The organism is Floridaenema aerugineum BLCC-F46, from assembly GCF_041929345.1.
Taxonomy (GTDB): domain Bacteria; phylum Cyanobacteriota; class Cyanobacteriia; order Cyanobacteriales; family Aerosakkonemataceae; genus Floridanema; species Floridanema aerugineum.
The window spans coordinates 1-21,571 of record NZ_JBHFNQ010000242.1 but is presented as its reverse complement, the minus strand read 5'-3'; the positions used below and the strand labels follow the sequence as shown (position 1 = coordinate 21,571).

The window sequence follows — 21,571 nt, the reverse complement described above, 5'->3', positions numbered from 1 at the left end:
CGATCGTCAACTTCTAGAAAAGGTTTAACAATTTGTCCGCCGTGGTGAATAGAGATTGCATACCAACAGATGCTGAAAAATTAACTCATCCCCAAACGCCTCTACAGCTATTATTATTTGTAGACCAGCGTCCGAGTTCCCATGAGCAACTACAGCGGCTTCTTGTCTATCTAGAACATCTCAGGAGTGATTACCCCTTTGAACTTGAGATAGTCGATGTTGGACAACAACCATACCTCGCCGAACACTTCAAACTAGTAGCAACACCAGCCTTAGTCAAAATTCACCCACCACCACGCCAAACACTAGCAGGAAGTAATTTACTCACCCAGTTACAAGATTGGTGGCCTCGTTGGAAAAACAGTGCCGAAGATTACGTAAAACTGCACGAATGGCCTAACAGTAATACTCAAAATACCCCTTGCTTCGCTGATTTTGCCGAACTGATTCGCCTCTCAGAAGAAATATTTCGCTTAAAGAAAGAGAAAGAGGAATTGCAACAGCAATTGCAGTTTAAAGACCGCATCATTGCCATGTTAGCTCACGATCTTCGCAACCCGCTAACTGCTTCCTTAATCGCCCTAGAAACACTACAAAATAATTACAACATTGAAACCGGATTCAGCCCAAAATTATCACCCGCTTTAACCATGCGTTTAATTAAACAAGCGCGGATGCAATCTCTCAATATTGAACGGCTGATTACTGATATTTTACAAGCAGCACAGGGAAGTTGTGCCGAACTGCGTATTTTACCGAAAAAGCTAGACTTAGCTGTACTTTGCAAAGATGTAATCGATTGTTTAAAACATCGATTTGAAAGCAAATCTCAAGACTTAAAAACTGATATTCCCAATGACCTGCCTTTAGTTTACGCTGACCCAGAAAGAGTGCGTCAAGTGTTAGTAAATCTTTTGGATAACGCCAACAAATATACTCCCGAAGGTGGTACAATTGAAATTTCTATCTTACATCGAACTACCCAAAAAGTTCAGGTTAGTGTAGGTGACAATGGTCTTGGTGTGCCTGAAGAAGACCGCGAAGCTATTTTTGAAGAACACTATCGCCTCAAGCGCGATCGAGATAAAGAAGGATACGGAATTGGTTTATCCCTTTGCCAACGTATTATTCGCGCTCACTATGGTCGAATCTGGGTAGATTCTGTGGCAAAAGGTGGCAGTTGTTTTAGTTTTACTCTTCCTGTTTATCGTTAGTTATTGGTCATTTGTCATTAGTCATTGGTCATTGGTAAAGAGATTGACAAATGACTGAGGAATTGGCTATTTCATATAACATCAGTTTTCCTATTTGTATTAGTGATAAGCATTATCAAATCTCTCTTAAAGCTTGAATAATTTGTAAATTAGCTATGGGAAACTCGTAACTAGGTAATTCATCCACTGTCACCCAGCGAATTTCATCACATTCTATGGGCTGAGGTTCTCCACTTTCATGGCGACAATGATAGACATTTAATGTTACATGAAATTGGCTATAAGTGTGGTCAATAGTAATTAAATGGTCGCCGATTTCTACTTTAATAGCTAACTCTTCTTGAATTTCTCTTTTAATACAATCTTGTACAGTTTCCCCAGGCTCTAACTTGCCACCCGGAAACTCCCACAATCCTCCCATTAATCCTTCTGGGCGACGGCGATCGATCAAAATTTTACCTTGTTCGTTCCAAATAACAGCAACACCGATGATTTTGTGAGGTAGGGAAATCGTTTCTGACATGGGCAAGGGGGCAGGGGGGCCAAGGGAGCAGGGGAGCTTCAGAAGAGGATTAAGGTAATGTTTCCATTAATGGTTGATCTCCCTACTTTCTTGATTTTGAGAAAGTGGGGAGAATCAGGGAAGTTTTTTAGGCAAAATGTTTAGTACTTAAAAGGGTTTTTTCTGGGTAATTTGATTTTCTATTCAGGCAAGCAATTAAGTTAGCTAATCCTCTTTGATCGCACTATTGGGCTTCTGAGGAGTTGGCTTCTGTTGCTTGTAAAGACTTCTCGAAAGCCATTCTTTGTTCCGCATTCCGCAGGAAGTAACCGCTAATCATCGCTGACGCTAATAACCGTCCTAAATGCTCACGATTAGTGGTAATCGTAATCCCAAATTGCTCGGAAGGTAAATTTCCCAAAAGTCCAATGATATTACGTTCCATCACCTGAAATACATCTCCAGATGTAGGTTTAGAGAGTTGAGCGATCGTTTCTGGACTCAGGGATTGTACGTATTGCCACAGCCAATTATTTGATTCTGGCTCATCTCCTGAGAATTCCGGGTATCGATTGGATGGATGTTTCACTTGATTATCTCCCTTTTACTTGCAGCCGCTTCAGTTTTTGGTTGAGATGTTCTGGCAGCAGTCTATGGTTCCTAGCACGAAAATGACTACTTAAGAGTTTCTTTTTCACTACTCTAGCAGTCTATTTATAAAAATGGCATCTTTTAAAATTCAGATTCAAAATCAAGAAATTCACTGAGCAACACTATTATTTCAGTGAATTTCCGATCTTAACTGGCGATAAATTCATCGATGTCAGCTTTACGTTTGCGGAGTTTGGTGAGTGCTTCCCGTTCAATTTGGCGGACTCTTTCGCGGCTAATATTTAGGCGATCGCCAATTTTTGCCAAAGTCAACGCTTGCCCATCTTCCAAACCAAAACGCATTGCCAATACCTGCTGCTGCTGCGGTGTTAACTCTGCCATCAGCTTTTCCAAATCTGTATGCAGAGCCGACTGAACAGCAAAATCTTCTGGTGAAAGACCAGTATCTTCTAAAAGCTCTCCCAATTCTGTATCTTGGTTATCTCCGACGCGCAAATCTAGTGATAATGGTTGACGCGCTCTTTCTAAATATTCCCGGACTTGTTTGGGAGTTAAATCTAGTTCTTTTGCCAATTCTGCTGCTGTGGCTGCTCTGCCCAACTGTTGGGAAAGTTGCCGTTGCGCTTTTTTAATTTTATTGAGTTTTTCAGTAATATGAATTGGTAAGCGAATCGTGCGGCCTTTTTCGGCGATCGCCCGAGTAATCGCTTGGCGAATCCACCAGTAAGCATAAGTAGAAAATCGGTAGCCTTTGGTGGGGTCAAATTTTTCTACACCCCGCTGCATCCCGATACTACCTTCCTGAATCAGATCCAATAAATCTACATTACGTTTTATGTATTTTTTGGCGACTGATACTACCAGCCGCAAGTTAGCTTCCACCATCTTACGCTTGGCGTATTCACCCTCTCTCTCTATCTGCTGCAATTCGGTCTCAGACAGACCACAGTGCTGCGCCCACTCAGCAAAAGTGGGTTCATGACCTAACTGAGCAGCCAAAGATTCTTTCTCAGCCTGCAAAGCCGTTAAGCGCTGTACTTGCTTACCGTACATAATCTCCTGTTCGTGAGTCAGCAAGGGAACCCGACCAATTTCACGAAGGTAGGTGCGCACAAGATCTGTTGATGTCTGACTGGTCTTCATGGCGCTTTACTTTAAGTATTATTAACAATTGTAACGTTTATGAGTGGATTTGTACAGCGTCTTGTATGTACTCCTGGCACTATTTAGCACCAGTCCCCTCGCTTTGGTAAAGGCGACGAGGGATTAGATTATAGAGGGTACAGCACGAACTAAGTAAAAATTGCATCCTGTAAAACAAAATCGTAATGATTTTAGGGGGGACTGGGGACTGGGGTTAGGGGAGTCAGAGAGTTTTGAGTTTTGAGTTTTGAGTTTTCCTTTCTGCCCCCCTGCCCCTCTGCCCCTCTGCCCCTCTGCCCCTCTGCCCCCCTGCCTTTGAAAATTTACCCAAGGGATCTGGCTTATAATCGCAGGTAGTGCAACAATAATCCATAAATTTTTGATGAAGAGTTGCACCATGACGATCTCAACAGTATTACAACGTGCGTTTGACCAAGGTTACGCTTTAAAGGTTATCAGTGGGTTAAATAACTTCGATCGCCAGCGAGTAGCAGCAATTGTAAAAGCTGCCGAAATGGGGGGAGCTACCTTTGTTGATATCGCCGCTGATGCAGAATTGGTGAGACATTGCCGCCAAATTACTAGCTTACCAATTTGTGTTTCGGCTGTAGAGCCAGAATTGTTTGTTACAGCAGTAGAAGCGGGAGCAGATTTGATCGAAATTGGTAACTTCGATAGTTTCTACGCTCAAGGACGGCGTTTTGAAGCTCCAGAGGTATTGGAGATTACTAAGGAAACGCGATCGCTCCTTCCCCATATTACCCTCTCTGTCACCGTTCCCCACATTTTAAGTCTGTCCGAACAAGTACACTTAGCCGAAGCACTAGTCAAAGCAGGCGCAGACATCATCCAAACTGAAGGCGGTACTAGCGCTGCCCCCACCCACCCAGGCACATTGGGCATGATGGAAAAAGCTGCCCCCACCCTAGCCGCAGCCTACGAAATTTCCCGTGCCGTTTCAGTACCAGTGTTGTGTGCTTCCGGCATTTCCAGCGTTACCGCACCCCTAGCCATCGCCGCTGGAGCCAGAGGCGTTGGTGTTGGCTCTGCCATCAATCAATTAAACAGCGAAGTCGCAATGGTAGCAGCCGTTCGCAGCATCGTTGAAGCGCTGGCGCAAGAAGGCAGAAGGCAGAAGGCAGTAAAGTTTTAAGTTTTGAGTTCTGAGTTTTGAGTTAGGGAGATAGGAAGAGTTTTAAGTTTTGAGTTTTGAGTTAGGAAGATAGGAAGAGTTTTAAGTTTTAAATTCTCCGAGAGCTCAAGAGCCCCCCTGCTCAAGAGCCCCCCTGCTCAAGATCTCAAGAGCCCTCCTGCCCCGAGATCCCCCCATCTCCCCATCTCCCCTGCATTAAGCCAGAGCATCTTTTAGGGCATAAACTACCTGTTCCTGTTGCTCTTTGCTTAATTCGGGGAACATGGGCAAAGATAAAACTTGGTGGCAAACTTGTTCAGCTACGGGAAAACTGCCTGGTTGATAGCCTAAATTTTGGTAAACTGGCTGCAAGTGCAGGGGAATGGGATAGTAAACCATTGAAGTAATACCTTGCTGCTGCATTTTAGTGCGTACTCGATCTCGCCTGGAGTTGGGATCGGAGGTTTGATCTTGGTTTTCCGGGGCTAAAATGCGAATAGTGTATTGATTCCAGACACTTTTCCCACCTGGTAAACTCTGAGGTAAAACAATTCCGGGGAGTGGTGCGAGTAAGTTTTGGTAACGGGCTGCTACTTGAGAACGTTGGGCATTCCAGGCTTCCAAATGTTCTAATTTGACTTGGAGAATGGCAGCTTGTAGAGCATCTAAACGGCTATTTACTCCGATTTCTTCATGGTAATAGCGACTTGGAGAACCATGCTCTTTTAACATTCTCACGGTAGCGGCTATTTTGCGATCGTTGGTAGTAATTGCGCCTCCGTCGCCGAAAGCTCCTAAGTTTTTGGTGGGGAAGAAGCTAAAGCAACCGATATGACCTATGCTACCAATTTTGCCGTCGCTCCAAGTCGCCCCCGTAGCTTGAGCACAGTCTTCGATAACAAATAGATTATGCTTTTGCGCCACTGCCATCAACCAAGTCATATCCACAGGTTGCCCAAACAAATGCACTGGTATAATTGCCTTAGTTTTACTGGTGATGGCAGATGAAACTTGGTTAATATCTAAATTAAAAGTTTGGGCATCAATATCGACAAATACTGGTGTTGCGCCGACTGTACTAATTGCCTCTGCGGTGGCTATAAAAGTAAAAGGCGTGGTAATCACTTCATCGCCAGCGCCTATCGAGAGCGCCCGCAATGCTAAGTATAGGGCATCGCTACCAGAATTACAGGAGACAGCTTGGGAAACTCCAATGTAAGCCGCAAACTGTTGCTCAAAGTTTTCTACTGTGTTGCCACCAATATAACGACCAGAAGCCAGTACGCTCAATACGGCTGTATTTATTTCTTCCTCAATGGTTTTGTATTGCTGGGCTAAGTCAATAGGGGGGATGTTGTTCACTCGATTACCAGAAATTTTAAAAGAGTTTTAGCGATAAAGAATACCACTACTAGGAATTGCTAGTACAAGAAGGCTCCAAGCCAAGAAAGCTTATATAGTACTCAAATTAATATAAGGCTAGTCAGTTGCTCAAAGTCAAGAATAATTCTTGCTAGTTAGCGATCGATAATTGCGATCGAACAAAGATAAGATAATTATTCCATTACTCTTGCTCCCCTGCTCCTTTGAGTTCCCCTACCCCCTTGCCTTTTGAAAATACAGGAAGTTGACGAGTGGATTTAATTCAACTTGATCCCATAAAATTAGTTATATCCTTGGGGCTAATCGTGGTTGCCATTGGGTTGTCGGCTACGCAAAAATTAGGGTTGTCATGGTCGATCGCCAGAAGCACGATACAAACGATCGTACAACTATTAGTGGTAGGCTACTTTCTGGCAGCAGCTTTCGAGTTTAAGAATCCTTGGGCTGTTTTGCTGGTTGTAGCTGTCATGTTGACAATTGCTGCCACAGTCGCCCGCAACCGAGTTAATCAAAGAATACCGCAAATATTGCCCGTTGTTTGGCTTTCGCTGTTAATTAGCACCACCTTAACTCTGGTTTATATTAACCTTTTAGTACTACAACCAAGACCTTGGTATGAACCTCAGTATTTCATACCCCTAGCCGGAATTTTACTAGGAAATGCCATGAATGGTGCGGCTATTGCTCTAGAACGTTTGACTAGTTCCCTCAACTCTAATCGTTTAGAAATTGAAACTCATCTCAGTTTAGGTGCAACTCCCCAACAAGCTGTTGCTTTGTACCGCAAAGAAGCAATTAAAGCGGCAATGATTCCTAATTTAAATACTATGTTGGTTGTGGGCGTGGTAACTTTACCGGGAACTTTTACCGGACAACTTTTAAGTGGAGTATACCCTTTAGACGCGGCTCTTTACCAAATGCTGATTTTGTTCATTCAGTTATTTGCCACTTTAATCACCACTTTTTTAGTAACTCAAGGCATTTCCCGACAAGTTTTTAATTGGGCAGAACAGTTAAAGATTTAGTGAGAGAAGGAACAGGCAAAAAGAGGTAGGTTCGCTCAGAGGAGGTAGTTAGTTAAATAAATTATTTTCTCCCCATCCCCCCATCTCCCCATCTCCCCATCTCCCCATCTCCCCATCTCCCCATCTCCCCATCTCCCTCAACTAGGTTTAGGAGTATACTTGCCAATTAAAGCGCGAGTGTGATCGTAAATTTCTAGGGGTAAAACGGAATTTTCGCTAATTGCTTCTAGTGCTGATTGTAGAGTTTTTAAGTGATCGTCTACTCCGGCTAAGGTGTTAGCATCGCCATTTATGCCAGCACTCATGGCGGTTCTTCTGACGCTATTTACATAGGTGGGTGTGAGGTAAACTTTAATGCCTTGACGAGTGACTATGTGATCGCAAATTTTCGGGGAAACGTTGCAAACTCGGTTTAAGTCAGTGTTAGCTTTTTGCCAAACTAAGGCAACTTTTAATCTGTCTTGAGCTTGATTTAAACTGCTGCTGTAACTATCAATTAGTGGTTGAGCTATTGTATAGTAAAAAGTGCCTTTGGGGACTTGTTGCGCGTAAGTTAAAGCTCGTCGCCAACTGGATACTGCATCTGACAATTGATTTCTTTGTTCTTGGTTTTGGGCGAGGCTGGCTAGGGTGAGGGATTGATTATAAATGTTAGCAGAAATTTGTTCTTGATTTCTGCGATCGCGCACCGTTGCTAATTTCGTTTGGTAATTATCCAATAATTCCTGGGCTTCTTCATGCGCTGTGACAGTTTTGGGAATTGATGATAGAGTAGCGATCGCTTTTTCCCAAATCGATTCTACTTCTTGCCAATTTTCTAATGATTTTGCTGACACTTGCCGCAACTCTGCTGTTTGTGCTGCTTGCTTAGCAGCAACAATCTTATTTTCCGTAGTTTCCTCTAAATTAATTCTTTGATTTATTTCTCCTGAATTATTCCGATAAGTCAGCAGCTTTTTTTGAGCCATAGCATAGACTGGGCTAGTTTTGGGAACTTGTTTGAGTAAAGCAACTGACTGCTTCCAAAGTGAGTTTATTTCCTGCCATTCTTGCGTTGAATGAGGATAATTTTGGCTGTTTTCTGCTGCTTCATCTGCCTTTTTCATCGCCATTAAAACCGGATCGATCGCATTAGCTTGGTTTTGATAATAGGGCAAGAATTTCTGTGCTTCACCATAATAACTAGACCAAGGGGGAATACTTCCTAATAATTGAGTAGCTGTGGCTAATTTCTGTTGAGATCTTTCTAAATCTTGTATGCTTTTGGCTTTTTTAATAGTTTGGTTTGCTTCTTGACCAAGTTGTTTTGCCGTTTTAATTTGGGGGCATGAGCCAATTACACAAGGACGACTAAACGCATAAAGACTGCTTAAAAAAGCAACTACTGTCACCGTAGCAGCTGCAATTACAAACTTGGGTGATAATAAAATCTCTTTTCTTTCTGTTTGGGGATTTCCTCGGCTTTCCGGGGTTATTGGGGCTTCATAAATCTGTTCTGGATCTGGTAATGATTGAGTAGGCGGTTCTTCCAAAGATAAATCTGCCATTGAGTCTGATTCAGTTTCAGATTCGGCAACTAAATTGTTTAACGAAGTTGATTCATCCGGCTTTTGCTCCTCTATTTTTAAGGTAAAAAAGAGGAAATTACTATCATTCTCTTGCTCTATTTCTTCAGTTTCTTCTGTTGGATCGGATGCTTTACCTAACCAGCGAAATAAATCATCAAAATCGTCATCATCATTATCATTTAAATCTGCATTGTTTAACCAAGCTGTTGATTTTTCAATGATAAAATCTTGCATAGCACGGGGTTGTTTTTGCCCTACTGCTCGCAAATAAAGCCGAACTTTTTCTGTAAACTCAGGTTGAGCTTCCTGGATAGTTTGCTGTAGCACCCGAAATATTGGCTGCGCTTCCGGCGCTACGGACTGGGAATGTTGCGCTAGCACCAATAGCACATCGTTTTGCAACATACATCTTACCTGAAGGCGAACTTCCCCCGCCAATTCAGCTTGTAAGCGTTCTTGTAAAAATTTGGCTAGTTCTTGGAGTTCACTGGGTCGGACTGCTGTTTGCATATTACACCACCTAATTTATTTATAGCAAAGGAAGAATTTGATATCTTGGTCTTGAGATGGGCGAACTGCGTCTAAATTTATGCAATTCCTAATAATAACGAGTTCTCTTGACTGACGATCTGATCTATTTAATTCAGAGTACACAATTAGCCAAACCTTTTGGTTTAATCAATCTTTTAGTTTAATGCCATGTCTAAAAATCACATTCCATTGTCTCAACAAGTTGTATTAATTACCGGAGCTTCTGCGGGAATAGGGGCTGCGTTGGCTCAGGTTTTAGCCCAAAATTTCCTGGGAATACGATTGGTGTTAGCGGCTCGTAACCAAGAAAAGCTGACTCATGTTGCCAATTACTGTAGCAAAGCTGGGGCCGAAGTGATGATAGTTCCTACAGATATGTCCCAAATTGAAGAAGTGGAAGCTTTGGCGCGAGCGGCTGTGCTACGTTTCGGCGGAGTGGATATTTTGGTGAATAATGCTGGCTATGGTCAAATGGGGCCAATAGAGTTAATTCCGGCGGCGGCGACAAGGCGACAGTTTGAAGTGAATTTATTAGGCCCATTGGCTTTAATTCGGGAGTTAATTCCTGTGATGCGCGATCGCGGTGGTGGCAGAATTGTTAATATTAGTTCTTTGGGAGGAAGATTGGCATTTCCCTTTGGCGGTTTGTACAGTTCCTCTAAATTCGCTCTCGAAGGTCTGAGCGATGCTCTACGTATGGAGTTGGAGCCATTCAACATCAAGGTTAGCGTGATTGAGCCGGGGCCTGTGACTACGGAATTTTTTGATGTCGCTGGTAAAGGGGTGCTCGAAACAGTCGCAGATCCCGAAAATACTCCCTACCGCGCCGCTTTCCGCCAGTTGGAAAAACTCCAAGAACGAACTAGTAGTCGCGCTTGGACTGCGGAACGAGTAGCCCAGGTAATTGTGAGATCGCTCACAGATAATAATCCTCGACCAAGGTATACTGCTGCAACTGCTGGTGATTTTTTGTTGTTTATGATGACCAAAGTATTACCTACAAAATTTGTAGATCGCTTTTGGCAAAAGTTTTATGGCATCGATTTAGTGGCCCAAGATTGGAAAAAAGAACAATCTTTGAAAAGTAAGTAATGAGTCATTTGTCCTTTGTTATTTGTCATTTGTCATTTGTCATTTGTGGATTTTAACCCTTGACCAATGACCAATGACCAACTACCAATTACCAACTACCAACTAGCAATTAATTAAAAATGGATTTATTAGAATATCAAGCCAAAGAGTTATTTCGTCAAATCTGCATCCCGGTTTTACCTTCCCAAAAAATCGATCATCCCAGAGAAATCAAAAGTTTGGAAATTCCCTATCCAGTAGTCCTGAAATCTCAGGTGCCGACTGGTGGTAGGGGCAGGGCTGGAGGGATTAAGTTTGTGGAAAATACGATCGATGCGATCGCCGCTGCCCAAACAATCTTTCGCCTGCCAATTATGGGCGAATATCCCGAAGTTTTACTTGCCGAAGCCAGATACAATGTTCAACAAGAATTGTATTTAGCAGTAGCTTTAGATTACTCCTTGCGTCGTCCCGTTTTACTGGGGTCTGCTAAAGGAGGCATAGATTTAGATTTGGTCATGAAACATCTGCAACAGGTGGTAGTAGAAGAGGATTTTTCCAGTTTTTATGCCCGAAGATTAGCAATGAAAATGGGTTTACCTGGGCATCTCATTCAATCAGTTAGTGCCATCATTGAAAAGATGTTTAACCTGTTTTTAGAAAAGGATTTAGACTTAGTAGAAATTAATCCATTAGGCATTAGTCCTTCTGGAGAATTAATGGCTTTAGATGGCAAAATTACTGTTAATGATGCAGCTTTAGCTCGTCATCCTGACTTGCTAGTATTAGCCGAAAAAGTTCATTTGCACACCAACGGTAATAAAGCAAAAAGCAATGGTTTTTGGGGATTAGATGGAAATATTGGTGTAGTCTGCAATGGTAGTGGTTTGGCAATGGCAACTTTAGATTTGCTCTACCAAACAGGCGGAAAACCTTTTGGTTGTATTAATTTGGGTGAAAATCGTTTATCGGGAAATCAATCTTGTCCTTTTAGCTGTTTGTTGCAAAAAAGTTTAGAAATTTCTTGCAATCAAAATGGGATCAAAGTATTACTAATCAACATCATGGATGGTCTGGCTTCCTGCGAAGAAATCGCCGATGTTATTGTTAGTTATACGCAAAATGATGCGGGGGGATATCCTCATTTTGTAGTGCGTTTAGTTGGGAGTAACTTAGAAGCAGCAAAAGAGCGTTTAGCCGCAGTGGGAATTACTTTGTTAGAACAGTTAGATGAAGCAGTAGCGAAAGCAGTTTCTTTGGCAAAACCAACCGGAAAACGTCATTCATCGAATTAATCTGCCTTGGGAAAGAGTAGATTAGCAATTGACTTATCAACATCTACCTTTTGCCTGTTTTCTCTTCGATAATCTCATACTGTAGGATCAACCAATTGGGTGAAGTTTGTTTGAGCCTATCTGCTTTACCCTGAAGGTGAATTAAAGATCCTGCGGTTGAGAGATTACACTTATCCAAAAATTTTTTGGGAGATTTTCTCTAAATTGTTTACTACAGACTGTGCTGGTCAACAGTCTGCTTTACACTGTAAAATTAGATTCGCTTTGTTAGAGTTTGGGAAAAACTATGCAATTCTCACACAATGTTTACGATGTAGCCATTATTGGAGGTGGCATTTCTGGTACCGCCTTACTGTACAGCTTATCCAATTACACTAACATCGATCGCATTGCGTTAATTGAAAAAAATCCCGGAGTTGCCTTAGTCAATTCTCATAAAACCAGCAATAGCCAAACCTTGCATTTTGGCGACATTGAAACTAATTATACTTTGGAAAAAGCTCGGAAAGTAAATCGAGCCGCAACATTGGTAAAAAATTATCTGTTGCAACATGATTCTAGCCAAGAAATTCACAGTAAATATCATAAAATGGTGTTGGCGATCGGCAAAGAAGAAACTGCCGAACTCCGCACTAGATACCAAGAATTTAAATCTCTGTTTCCGCAATTAAGATTAATTGAAAGAGCAGAAATTGAATTACTGGAACCTAATGTAGTCAAAGGTAGAGCAGCTGATGAGGAAATTTTAGCTCTCTACACTGACGAAGGTTACACGATCGATTTCCAAAAATTAGCCCAATCTTTCCTGGAAAAATCAATTGTAAATGAGCAAAAAACGATTGATTTAATGTTAGGAACCAAGGTGAAGAGTATCAAGAAAGAAGGCGAAATTTACTACGTAGCAACGGACAAAGAAGCGATCGCTGCTAAAGTAGTAATATTTACTGCTGGAGCCTATAGTTTATTATTTGCCAAATCTCTCGGTTACGGCAAAGATTATGCACTATTAAATGTAGCTGGAAGTTTTTACCTCGCGCCTGGAGTTTTAAACGGCAAAGTCTACACAGTTCAACTGAAAAAGATACCTTTCGCCGCCATTCATGGAGATCCAGAAGTTCACAATGCCAGTCAAACAAGATTTGGCCCAACTGCTAAGGTAACTCCCCTATTAGAACAAGGGAAATATGGGACATTTTTTGATTATTTAAGAACTGCTGGACTCAGCATCGCTGCATTTTTGAGCTTCTTTAATATCCTTACTGAACCAGCAATTTTAAAGTATGTCGTGATGAATTTCATTTACGATATACCTTTTATTGGCAAGCGTTTATTCCTGAAAGAAGTTCAGAAAATTGTGCCGACAATCAAATTGGATGAAGTAACACTCGCTAAAGGCTATGGCGGAATTAGACCGCAAATTGTTAACCTGAAAACTCACCGTTTAGAAATGGGAGAAGCCAAAATTATTGGGGAGAATATCTTGTTTAATATTACTCCTTCACCGGGCGCTTCTACCTGTTTACAAAATGCTGAAGATGATACCGAAAAAATCGTTGATTTCTTAGGTGAAGGATACATTTTTGAAAAACAAAAATTTGAGCAAGAGTTAGCGGAACAACGAGTTTTACTTAACGTTGGCTAATCAATGTGTAGAGATTGTAGAGACGTTTCATGAAACGTCTCTACAGCTTTTTTATAGGGATTTTTTAAGGTTAAATCTACCAAAAATATAAAGTTTTTCCGGCTTTTTCGATCGCAATGGTGTGGATGGAGTATTTTAATTTAGCGATCGCCAAACGTAATTTTGACTGTTCTTCCTCAAGCCGCCAAGTTGTTTGATAATCGCTGCAATTAATCACCAGTGTATCTGGAGTAGCAAAGGTATAAATTACCCCATCATCATCTAAGCCGCTGACTTCCAAAATTCGCTGTCCCAATTTTTGAGCATAAGACACTTGTTCGAGCAATATTTCTGCGATTGGATTCATTTCTACCTCCGATTTTTACCCATGAAAAACCTGCCTTCAGACTTATGTGAGAAGGTTAAACAGTTAAAGAACTGATTAATACCTAAGCCATCTTCAAAATCAGGTGCGATTTGAAGTTTGTTTCTCTAATTCCTTTATTAAGACAGGCGAGAAAAAGTGTTTTGTCTATATTCTGTATCGTATTTTACGGTTTGCCCAAAAAATAGGTCTTGTTAAAGAAAATTTACAAAGGAGGAGTGCGATCGTTTTATCGCTCAAATATTAAGTTTTATTGCTATTTATTGATGAAGCTGCCTTTCCTATAGCGATGAGGGAACACTACAAACGAGGTTCTCTCATCAATTAATTCGGTAAGTGGATTGCTAAGGATCGATTTATGGGAAAAAAAAGCAAATTACGCACAACTGGAAGTGGTGGATTCGGACAGGGTGGAACTGAATGTACCAAAGTACGAATTAAAGTTGTTGATGTGGGTCGTTCCGGTAGACCAGAATATGTGGAATTTCAACAAGAAGAATTCAAGCAAGTTCGTTCCACAGTTGTTGCAGTCCTTACAAGAAATTTCATGCCTACCTCCAGTGCATTTGTCGAGACAATTTTAGAAGCTTCTCTTGCTTGTCACTATTGGCGTAGTAACCTGAATTTTGAGGGGGCTGTTGAACAAGTTGTAAAGGATATTCAGAGATCAATGGGAAGGGGCTATTGATATGGGAGATGCAAAACGTCGTAAGCAACTTGACCCTACATTTGGGAAACCTTGGTGGCAAAAAGAGAGTATACATATTCAATTGGAGACAGAACCAGATTATTCAAGTTTTGTTGATTTATATCTGTCTCAGGGAACAGCAGGGCTAACGTCAGCTATCCTCGATTGGCTGCTACAGACTGAACAAGTTTATCAAGGTGAACCTCCTGCGGCTTTACTAAATCGCCTAAATCAAATTGCGATGACAGTATATGATATGGCATCCAAACAGACGCAGACATTAGCTTCTCAAGATTTGAAGCTAGCAGCTTTCACTCTCAAAGTTCCTATGGAACCAGAAGATTTCTCAGGTTATCAACCTGTAATGAACAATCGAGAACTTGCAACAGAAGCAATGCGTCTGATTAATACTGGTTTCTTTGATGCAGCAATAACTTTTTTGATCAACAAAGAAGGTGACGCTGTTGGAACACTTAGAAAACATGGCATCGTTCTCTATATGGGAACTAATAATAATTTAGAGATCATTGATGCTGCTTGTGCGCTCGTTACTTGGAAACCGTTGGAAGTAATTGCCTATGCTGGAGAGCATAGGAATAGCCTGAATAGTTTAATTGAAAATGTGTTTCGTCCTTTAGCGGAAAAGATTCAGAAATTCAGAATTGAGCAAAAGGGAGCGAACAAATTTCCTTGTCTGTCTTTACTCTGTTTAATTGAGAACAAAACAGATGGTGCTGTATGTGAGTTTCGCAAACACTATACAGCCCAGGGAGGTACTCAGCTAATAATTCCTGGTTTTAGCAGTACAACAAATAATGTAGTTGCTGTGTATCCGGCGATGAATGTCTTAGGTCTAACTCGCAGTATCCCAGCTATTAGAGGATTTAGTCAAAAGAGTTCTGATTCCTGAGCATATAGCCACCTAAAACCGTGTTGTACCCGATGGCATCATCTATTAGCGTAGCTATCGCGCAGGAATAGCTACGCTACTCTACGGAAAAGATTTTAGCTAAAATATTTGAGTGGAAAATCACTGTATTATTATGCGACTATTCAGAGTGTGTCCAGATGCTTACAATAAATCAAGCCCTAAGACTTACAAACCAGAAGAAGGTATTTTTCTAAGCTTCGTGCGTAATGTACCTTGTCTAACTAGTAATGGTATGTCGATTAATGATACTCATGCGACTAACTTTGACATCTTGCCTGTTATACTAAAGGAATCAACAAAGAAGCAATTACAGGTCAAAATCAAGACTGATGAGATATGGTCTAGTCCTGTAATTATAAAATTTGCTAGTCTCCACAAAAGTTCGGAGGGAGTAAATTTTATCCAACAAGAAATTGCTTCAGAAGAACAAGATGTACTTGTATCTTTGGAGTTACCATTAAGTGCTGCTCAACCCTATTATGAATTTGAGGGTGACGTAGAAGTTTTACTAGGTAAGTATACTACCTACTACGGTAAGCAGGATGGCGCAACTGATAACGTAGAGAAGGAAAATGCTTTGTGTTCTGCAATTATTAGGATGGGAGACAAAGCAAAGGTTTCATTTGTATACACTAATCGCTACGGTCAAGGCAAAATAATTGAGAATTTAGTAGGATACAAATTTGAATTTATCTGTTCTGGTGGTCAGTTACTCAGATTTGATGACTACAACTTTGAGAAGTTATTTTCAAACTTTGTAGTCAATTAGGAGTAGTGAAGCTACAATTTAATATCTTTATTAACTCATAGATACAGGTTGTTGAATATATAAATTATGAAACATTATTGTCTTTGCATTAATTGTTTTGAAGCTGATAACACTTCACTGATTTGGGCTGTTGGTGAAGTTCAATCTAATTTGCTGGCTATTTGTAGATGCCCTAACGGTCATGTACAAATATCTGGATTACAGTACGATCTGTTTGATGTTTTGTTCACATCTGGTATTCATGCTTATAGAAAAGGATTTTACTCTGAATCGGTAATGAGTTTCGCTGCATCCTTAGAGAGAGCTTATGAGCTATTTATCAAGTTAAACCTATTTAAAACAGTTAAAACAGATAATCCTTTGGAAACAATAGATAAATTCTGGAAAGAAATTGAAGGTCAATCTGAACGACAATACGGGGCTTTTTGTTCTGCATATTTAATGACTGTTAGAGAAGCATGGAAAGCTAATCAAGAGCAAGTTAAGTTTAGAAACAAGGTGATACATAAAGGCTACATAGCAAATTCACAGGAAGCTAAAAAATATGCAGAATATATTATTGGCTGTCTCAATAATATAATGAAAGCCATAAAAGAGAATTTTGCTGAACAGAGATCTCCTCTGTATTTTCACATTAAAAAGCTTGCAAAGCCAGCAAAGGAGAAATCTTTAAAGGAGAATCCTGGTGCTAAGTATTCAGCTAATTCAGGGCCATCATTACTCAAGTGGAATAGCCATAATCACGAAGACGCAACCTTTGCAGATGCTCTTGCTTTAGCCGAAAGCTTTGATAAAACAATAGGAGAGCAAATCTGAAGAATAATGATTCAAGGTAGTCTAAAGGAAAACAGCGATGTCATCACTATAACTTGCTCTTTAGTTACTGTGGGAAATCCATCAAGGAAATCATCTATTGACTCTCCCGCTTTCAAATAATCAAAGAGTGTCTGCACCGGAACTCTGGTGTTAGCAAAAACCGGAGTTCCTCCCATAATTTCAGGGGACGTACTAATAACTGGTGAGTTTTTAAACATAGTGTTTTATCTTTTTAGTCTAGTATCTATCTTAAATGCAAAAAGTGGAGTTTAGCGATCGCTTCCTCCTTCCAATTTAATTACTTTTGGAATGACTGAAACTGGAATTGCGATCGCACTCCCCAACAAAGCTAAAATTGCGATCGCCTAAAATAAAAGTGAATTAATTGGTTTATCAGTAACTATAATTAAAACTCTTATCAATTGTTGCTGATTTTTAAGTAATAATATCTACTCCTCCGAGAATTCCCTTAAGTAGCTGTTAACTTTGCTAAACATAAATAGCAATTTCCTGCTTGTTTGTTATGTTTGTTCATTGTACTTTGGAAAATACATCTTTTTTCACTTAACATCTATCTAAGGTTAGAGTATGTTAAAGACATGATAGAGGAATGAATAGCGCGATCGCCCACAATCAAACCTCATTTTTTAGAGACTGCTAACTAATGAGATTATTTTTGGGAATAATAAGTACAACCATTAGCAAGAGCCTGAACGGTAAAAGCTTTTACTGGGAAGCGATTTCTCTGGAGACAGGGATGCAAAATTTCAAATATTTTGGCTCAACAAGTTGAATTTTAGTAGAACAGGTTTTTTTATGAGTGCAGTAACAAAATCCTCTAAGGGACGATCGCCAGAAGTAAAACATCTCCAAGAGCAAATTGCTCAATTAGAACAGCAACTAATTGAAGCACAACAGGGAGAAAAGCGATCGCGCCAACTTTTACAGTCGATAATTGACGCTTCCCCAGACTGGATTTTTGTCAAAGACCGCAATTTTCGCTGCCTTCTAGCAAATCAAAGTTTTGCTACTGCCATTGGTACTACCTCAGAGTCGATTTTAGGGAAAAATGAACTGGAATTAGGTTATCCAGAGGAGGTAGTTTTTGGCAATCAAGAAGCAGGAATTCCAGGATTTCGTCAGGATGACTTAGAAGTTTTAGCAGGAAAAACGATACATAATCCCCTGGAAATAAGCTCAACGGTTGAAGGTGTTCGGATTGTGGATGTGCAGAAAATTCCCCTTTATGATGACAATGGAGAAGTTTACGCAATTTTGGGATTTGCTCAAGACATTACCGATCGCCAACGTGCAGAAACAGAATTGTACCAAACCAAAAATTTTCTCGAATCTGTGCTGAAAAATTTGCCTGTAGCTGTTGTTGCCAAAGAAGCAAAAGAGTTGCGATTTGCATTTTTTAATCAAGCTGCGTCACAGTTATTTGGACTGAGTGCAGACCAAGTTTTAGGCAAGAATGATTATGATTTATTCACTAAAGAACAAGCCGAATTTTTCATCAATATCGATCGGCAAGTATTAGCCAGCGGTAAAACTATAGATATTTCTGAAGAAGATGCCCTAATCCAAGGGGAAAATCACATTTTACGAACCAAGAAAACAGCGATTTTAGATGAGTTAGGGCAAGCCAAATATTTATTAGCAATTACTGAAGATATTACAGAGCGAAAACGAGCAGAACAAGCCCTAAAAGAGTCAGAAGCACAACTGCGAAAACAGACAAAAGATTTAGAGCAAACTTTACAAGAATTACGCCGCACTCAAACTCAATTAGTGCAGAGTGAAAAAATGTCTAGTTTAGGGCAATTAGTTGCTGGAGTTGCTCATGAAATTAACAACCCAGTTAACTTTATTTTTGGCAATCTGAGTCACGCTAAGGAATATACTCAAGATTTGTTGGGATTGGTAGAACTTTATCAGGAACATTATCCCAATCCTCATCCTGACATTCAAGCAGAATTAGAAGCGATCGAATTAGATTTTCTCACAGAAGATTTGCCGAAACTTTTAAATTCCATGAAAGTTGGCGCAGATCGAATTCAAACAATTGTTGCTTCCCTGCGAATTTTTTCTCGCATGGATGAAGCGGAAATGAAAGAGATAAATATTCATGAGGGAATTGATAGTACCTTGATGATTTTGCAAAATCGCTTAAAAGCAAAACCCGATCGCCCTGAAATTAAAATTATTAAAGAATACGGCAATTTACCTTTAGTGGAATGTTACGCCGGACAATTAAATCAGGTATTTATGAACATTGTGGCTAATGCGATCGACGCTTTAGAAGATGCCTACAATGCCAAAAAATTAGTTAATCCGGCAATTAGCATTCACACCAAAATTATAGAAAACAATCAAGCGATGATTATCTTAGCAGATAATGGCTCAGGAATTCCTGAAAAAGTAAAATCTCGCCTCTTCGATCCCTTTTTCACTACTAAACCAATTGGTAAAGGAACAGGAATGGGACTTTCTATTAGTTATCAAATTATCACCGAAAAACATGGTGGTACTTTGGATTGTTTTTCTGAACCTGGAAAAGGCACAGAATTTGTAATTAAAATTCCTCTCAAACAACCAGTGGGTTTGTTGTAAGCTCTTGGGCGCTAAAGCACCTACAACAAACCAAAAAAATTTAGCTAAAATCTACATTAAAGAACTCCCTAAAAGGAAGGGTCATGGTACAGTATAATCCATTGCCATCTGAATCATTAGAAACCGAGTTTTTTCTTGAATCCGACGAAACTCCAGTGGACATCAACCAAGACAAACTGTTTATTTTCGTAGTGGTTTTGAAATAGATTCTGATGCTTCGGGTGTGGAAGTGAGTGTGGTAAAAACTAAGCAAAAAGACCAAACTATTACTTATGAACCAATACAGCGTTTAATCATTCAGCGACGTAACTAATTGTGGTAAAGTAACAAGAGATAGGTTTTAGCTAAACTATGGCTAACAGCGGAATTACTCGCTTCCCGCCCGAAGATAGCTTACACTCTTGTCTTGTTCTAAAACCTACCTGGCTCTATTACTAAATGTTTTTTGGTGGGAAATAAGTAACTGCTTGAGCCGTGCCAAAACTGAAACTAGGGACAAACAACAATGGAACAGTTGTCAGAAAAAAATTGTGTTGCTTGTGAAGGAAATTCACCCCGCATAAGTGATACAGAAATTGCTGAACTTAAGTCGCAAATTCCTGATTGGGAGATTGTCGAAGAAGAGGGTGAAGCACGTCTGAAGCGAGTTTACAAATTTCGCGATTTTATGACAGCTTTAACCTTCACTAATAAAGTGGGTGACAAAGCAGAAAAAGCCGGACATCACCCAGCTTTACTGACAGAATGGGGCAAAGTAACTGTTAGTTGGTGGACTCATGCGATCGGTGGACTGCACATAAACGATTTTATTATGGCAGCAAAAACTGATAAAGTTGCTGAAGAGTTTGTCACCAAATAATTGTCAAATTTAACAGAAGAAAAATTGTTAATTCTCCTGTTTGAAGGTAACTTATGAGTTATGAGTTTTACTCCAATCATAACTCATAATTTCTCGTTAATCACTAATAATTTAATCACCAAAATGGGTAATCAATCAACAACCGCTACTGTTTCTCGCACTCCTTTATATGAATTGGCTTTAGAATCCAAAGCTAAATTTACGGAATTTTCTGGTTGGGAAATGCCTGTTCAGTACAGTGGAATAGGACAAGAACATCAAGCCGTCAGAACTGCATCGGGAATGTTTGATATTTCCCACATGGGCAAATTTACCATGCAAGGAAAAGATTTAATTTCCCAATTACAAAACTTAGTTCCTTCTGATTTAAGCAGTTTACAACCAGGCCAAGCTCAGTATACTGTTTTATTAAATCCTCAAGGTGGAATCATTGACGATATTATTTTTTATTATCAGGGTGAAGCAGCCGGAATACAGCAGGGAGTAATGATTGTTAATGCAGCAACTACGCCAAAAGATAAAGCTTGGTTGTTAAGTAAGTTAGAAACATCAGAAATAGATTTTCAAGATATTTCCAAACAAAAAGTTTTGATTGCAGTCCAAGGGGCTCTAGCAATTACACAACTGCAAAAATTTGTGAAAGAAGATTTAAGCTCAATTAAATCTTTCGCTCATTTGTTAGGTACGGTATTAGAAAAACCTGCTTTTATTGCTCGGACTGGCTACACTGGGGAAGATGGTTTTGAAGTGATGTTAGACCAAAATGTGGGTGTAGAATTGTGGCGTAATTTATTAGCAGAAGGTGTGGTTCCCTGTGGACTAGGTGCGAGAGATACTTTGCGTTTAGAAGCAGCAATGGCACTTTACGGGCAGGATATTAATGAAGGTACAACGCCTTTAGAAGCAGGGTTAGGTTGGTTGGTACATTTAGATAGAAAAGGCGAATTTATTGGTCGGGAAATATTGGCAGAACAAAAAGCATCGGGAGTAGAAAGAAAACTGGTAGCTTTGCAAATGCAAGGGCGTAATATTGCCCGTCAAGGTTATCCGATAAGCTATGAAGGGGAAACGGTGGGAGAAGTGACTAGTGGAAGTTGGTCGCCTACTTTGTCATGCCCGATCGCACTAGCTTATCTACCCACAAATTTAGCTAAAATTGGTCAAGAATTACAAGTGGAAATTCGTGGCAAGTTTTATCCGGCTAAAGTAGTCAAAAAACCTTTTTATCGTTCTCCGAATAAAGTGTAATTTTTCTAGGTACGTTGTTGCGCTTTAGCGCTCTCATAGTAGCGCTAAAGCGCAACAACGTACATTTTTACTTTTAATGATTCTGAGAAACTAATTTAGTAAATTATTGCAAAGCTCGATCGGATTATTTAACTGCTGCATCTTTAAAATAATTATGTACAGCAG

20 protein-coding genes and 1 pseudogene are annotated in these 21,571 nt (G+C 40.1%); 14 read left to right on the top strand and 7 right to left on the bottom strand.

Annotated features, from left to right (window positions below):
• Window positions 1-41: 41 nt before the first annotated feature.
• The gene (locus tag ACE1CC_RS33235; protein ID WP_459563945.1) at window positions 42-1,214 is read left to right on the top strand and encodes a histidine kinase; all 1,173 of its coding nucleotides are present in this window, start codon (window positions 42-44) and stop codon (window positions 1,212-1,214) included.
• A 115-nt stretch (window positions 1,215-1,329) separates the two neighbouring features.
• On the opposite strand, the gene mutT is transcribed toward ACE1CC_RS33235, so the two are convergent.
• The 3 genes from mutT to ACE1CC_RS33220 all read right to left on the bottom strand — a co-directional run bounded on the left by mutT (window position 1,330) and on the right by ACE1CC_RS33220 (window position 3,471).
• Window positions 1,330-1,737, bottom strand: coding sequence for an 8-oxo-dGTP diphosphatase MutT (gene mutT, locus ACE1CC_RS33230; protein WP_413274717.1), 408 nt, complete (start codon window positions 1,735-1,737; stop codon window positions 1,330-1,332).
• Between the two features lie 223 nt (window positions 1,738-1,960).
• Window positions 1,961-2,305, bottom strand: coding sequence for a DUF760 domain-containing protein (locus tag ACE1CC_RS33225; protein WP_413274716.1), 345 nt, complete (start codon window positions 2,303-2,305; stop codon window positions 1,961-1,963).
• A 209-nt stretch (window positions 2,306-2,514) separates the two neighbouring features.
• The gene (locus tag ACE1CC_RS33220) at window positions 2,515-3,471 is read right to left on the bottom strand and encodes an RNA polymerase sigma factor, RpoD/SigA family (RefSeq protein WP_413274715.1); all 957 of its coding nucleotides are present in this window, start codon (window positions 3,469-3,471) and stop codon (window positions 2,515-2,517) included.
• A gap of 397 nt (window positions 3,472-3,868) precedes the next feature.
• Between ACE1CC_RS33220 and ACE1CC_RS33215 the strand changes: the two genes are divergently transcribed.
• Window positions 3,869-4,624, top strand: coding sequence for a DUF561 domain-containing protein (locus ACE1CC_RS33215; protein ID WP_413274714.1), 756 nt, complete (start codon window positions 3,869-3,871; stop codon window positions 4,622-4,624).
• Between the two features lie 195 nt (window positions 4,625-4,819).
• On the opposite strand, the gene ACE1CC_RS33210 is transcribed toward ACE1CC_RS33215, so the two are convergent.
• On the bottom strand, window positions 4,820-5,965 hold the full coding sequence (locus tag ACE1CC_RS33210) for a DegT/DnrJ/EryC1/StrS family aminotransferase (protein ID WP_413274713.1): 1,146 nt from the start codon (window positions 5,963-5,965) through the stop codon (window positions 4,820-4,822).
• Between the two features lie 272 nt (window positions 5,966-6,237).
• Between ACE1CC_RS33210 and ACE1CC_RS33205 the strand changes: the two genes are divergently transcribed.
• On the top strand, window positions 6,238-7,011 hold the full coding sequence (locus ACE1CC_RS33205; protein WP_413274712.1) for an ABC transporter permease: 774 nt from the start codon (window positions 6,238-6,240) through the stop codon (window positions 7,009-7,011).
• A 137-nt stretch (window positions 7,012-7,148) separates the two neighbouring features.
• Here ACE1CC_RS33205 and ACE1CC_RS33200 read toward each other — a convergent pair whose 3' ends face one another.
• Window positions 7,149-9,089, bottom strand: coding sequence for a hypothetical protein (locus ACE1CC_RS33200; protein ID WP_413274711.1), 1,941 nt, complete (start codon window positions 9,087-9,089; stop codon window positions 7,149-7,151).
• A 189-nt stretch (window positions 9,090-9,278) separates the two neighbouring features.
• Here ACE1CC_RS33200 and ACE1CC_RS33195 point away from each other — a divergent pair, with 189 nt between their 5' ends.
• From ACE1CC_RS33195 to ACE1CC_RS33185, 3 genes are all read left to right on the top strand, one after another.
• Window positions 9,279-10,202 carry an SDR family NAD(P)-dependent oxidoreductase gene (locus ACE1CC_RS33195; RefSeq protein ID WP_413274710.1) on the top strand — a complete coding sequence of 308 codons (924 nt, stop codon included), beginning with the start codon at window positions 9,279-9,281 and terminating at the stop codon, window positions 10,200-10,202.
• Between the two features lie 119 nt (window positions 10,203-10,321).
• Entirely contained in the window at window positions 10,322-11,476 is a 1,155-nt protein-coding gene (locus ACE1CC_RS33190) for an ATP-grasp domain-containing protein (protein ID WP_413274709.1), read from the top strand.
• Window positions 11,477-11,762: 286 nt separating this feature from the next.
• A complete protein-coding gene (locus ACE1CC_RS33185; protein ID WP_413274708.1) occupies window positions 11,763-13,118 on the top strand; it encodes an FAD-dependent oxidoreductase in 1,356 nt (451 codons plus the stop codon).
• A 76-nt stretch (window positions 13,119-13,194) separates the two neighbouring features.
• Here ACE1CC_RS33185 and ACE1CC_RS33180 read toward each other — a convergent pair whose 3' ends face one another.
• Window positions 13,195-13,464, bottom strand: a complete 270-nt coding sequence (locus tag ACE1CC_RS33180; RefSeq protein WP_413274707.1) for a hypothetical protein — start codon at window positions 13,462-13,464, stop codon at window positions 13,195-13,197.
• 376 nt (window positions 13,465-13,840) lie between these two features.
• Here ACE1CC_RS33180 and ACE1CC_RS33175 point away from each other — a divergent pair, with 376 nt between their 5' ends.
• The 4 genes from ACE1CC_RS33175 (at window position 13,841) to ACE1CC_RS33160 (ending at window position 16,686) form a co-directional block, all read left to right on the top strand.
• Window positions 13,841-14,170 (top strand): hypothetical protein, encoded by a 330-nt coding sequence (locus ACE1CC_RS33175; RefSeq protein ID WP_413274706.1) that lies wholly within the window; start codon window positions 13,841-13,843, stop codon window positions 14,168-14,170.
• 1 nt (window position 14,171) lies between these two features.
• Window positions 14,172-15,080 carry a hypothetical protein gene (locus ACE1CC_RS33170; protein ID WP_413274705.1) on the top strand — a complete coding sequence of 303 codons (909 nt, stop codon included), beginning with the start codon at window positions 14,172-14,174 and terminating at the stop codon, window positions 15,078-15,080.
• A 133-nt stretch (window positions 15,081-15,213) separates the two neighbouring features.
• Complete coding sequence (locus tag ACE1CC_RS33165; RefSeq protein WP_413274704.1) at window positions 15,214-15,870, top strand: hypothetical protein; 657 nt, start codon at window positions 15,214-15,216, stop codon at window positions 15,868-15,870.
• Window positions 15,871-15,936: 66 nt separating this feature from the next.
• Window positions 15,937-16,686, top strand: a complete 750-nt coding sequence (locus ACE1CC_RS33160) for a hypothetical protein (protein WP_413274703.1) — start codon at window positions 15,937-15,939, stop codon at window positions 16,684-16,686.
• Window positions 16,687-16,697: 11 nt separating this feature from the next.
• Here the strand turns inward: ACE1CC_RS33160 and ACE1CC_RS33155 are convergent, their stop codons facing one another.
• The gene (locus tag ACE1CC_RS33155) at window positions 16,698-16,904 is read right to left on the bottom strand and encodes a DUF433 domain-containing protein (RefSeq protein WP_413274702.1); all 207 of its coding nucleotides are present in this window, start codon (window positions 16,902-16,904) and stop codon (window positions 16,698-16,700) included.
• 598 nt (window positions 16,905-17,502) lie between these two features.
• Between ACE1CC_RS33155 and ACE1CC_RS37005 the strand changes: the two are divergent.
• From ACE1CC_RS37005 to gcvT, 4 genes and pseudogenes are all read left to right on the top strand, one after another.
• Window positions 17,503-17,985: pseudogene (locus tag ACE1CC_RS37005) on the top strand (PAS domain-containing protein); the annotation flags it as partial.
• A complete protein-coding gene (locus tag ACE1CC_RS33150; protein ID WP_459563947.1) occupies window positions 17,962-19,299 on the top strand; it encodes a sensor histidine kinase in 1,338 nt (445 codons plus the stop codon). The pseudogene ACE1CC_RS37005 and the gene ACE1CC_RS33150, both read left to right, overlap by 24 nt.
• 505 nt (window positions 19,300-19,804) lie before the next feature.
• Entirely contained in the window at window positions 19,805-20,158 is a 354-nt protein-coding gene (locus ACE1CC_RS33145; RefSeq protein WP_413274700.1) for a 4a-hydroxytetrahydrobiopterin dehydratase, read from the top strand.
• 123 nt (window positions 20,159-20,281) lie between these two features.
• Window positions 20,282-21,406 (top strand): glycine cleavage system aminomethyltransferase GcvT, encoded by a 1,125-nt coding sequence (gcvT, locus tag ACE1CC_RS33140; protein WP_413274699.1) that lies wholly within the window; start codon window positions 20,282-20,284, stop codon window positions 21,404-21,406.
• Window positions 21,407-21,571: the final 165 nt, after the last annotated feature.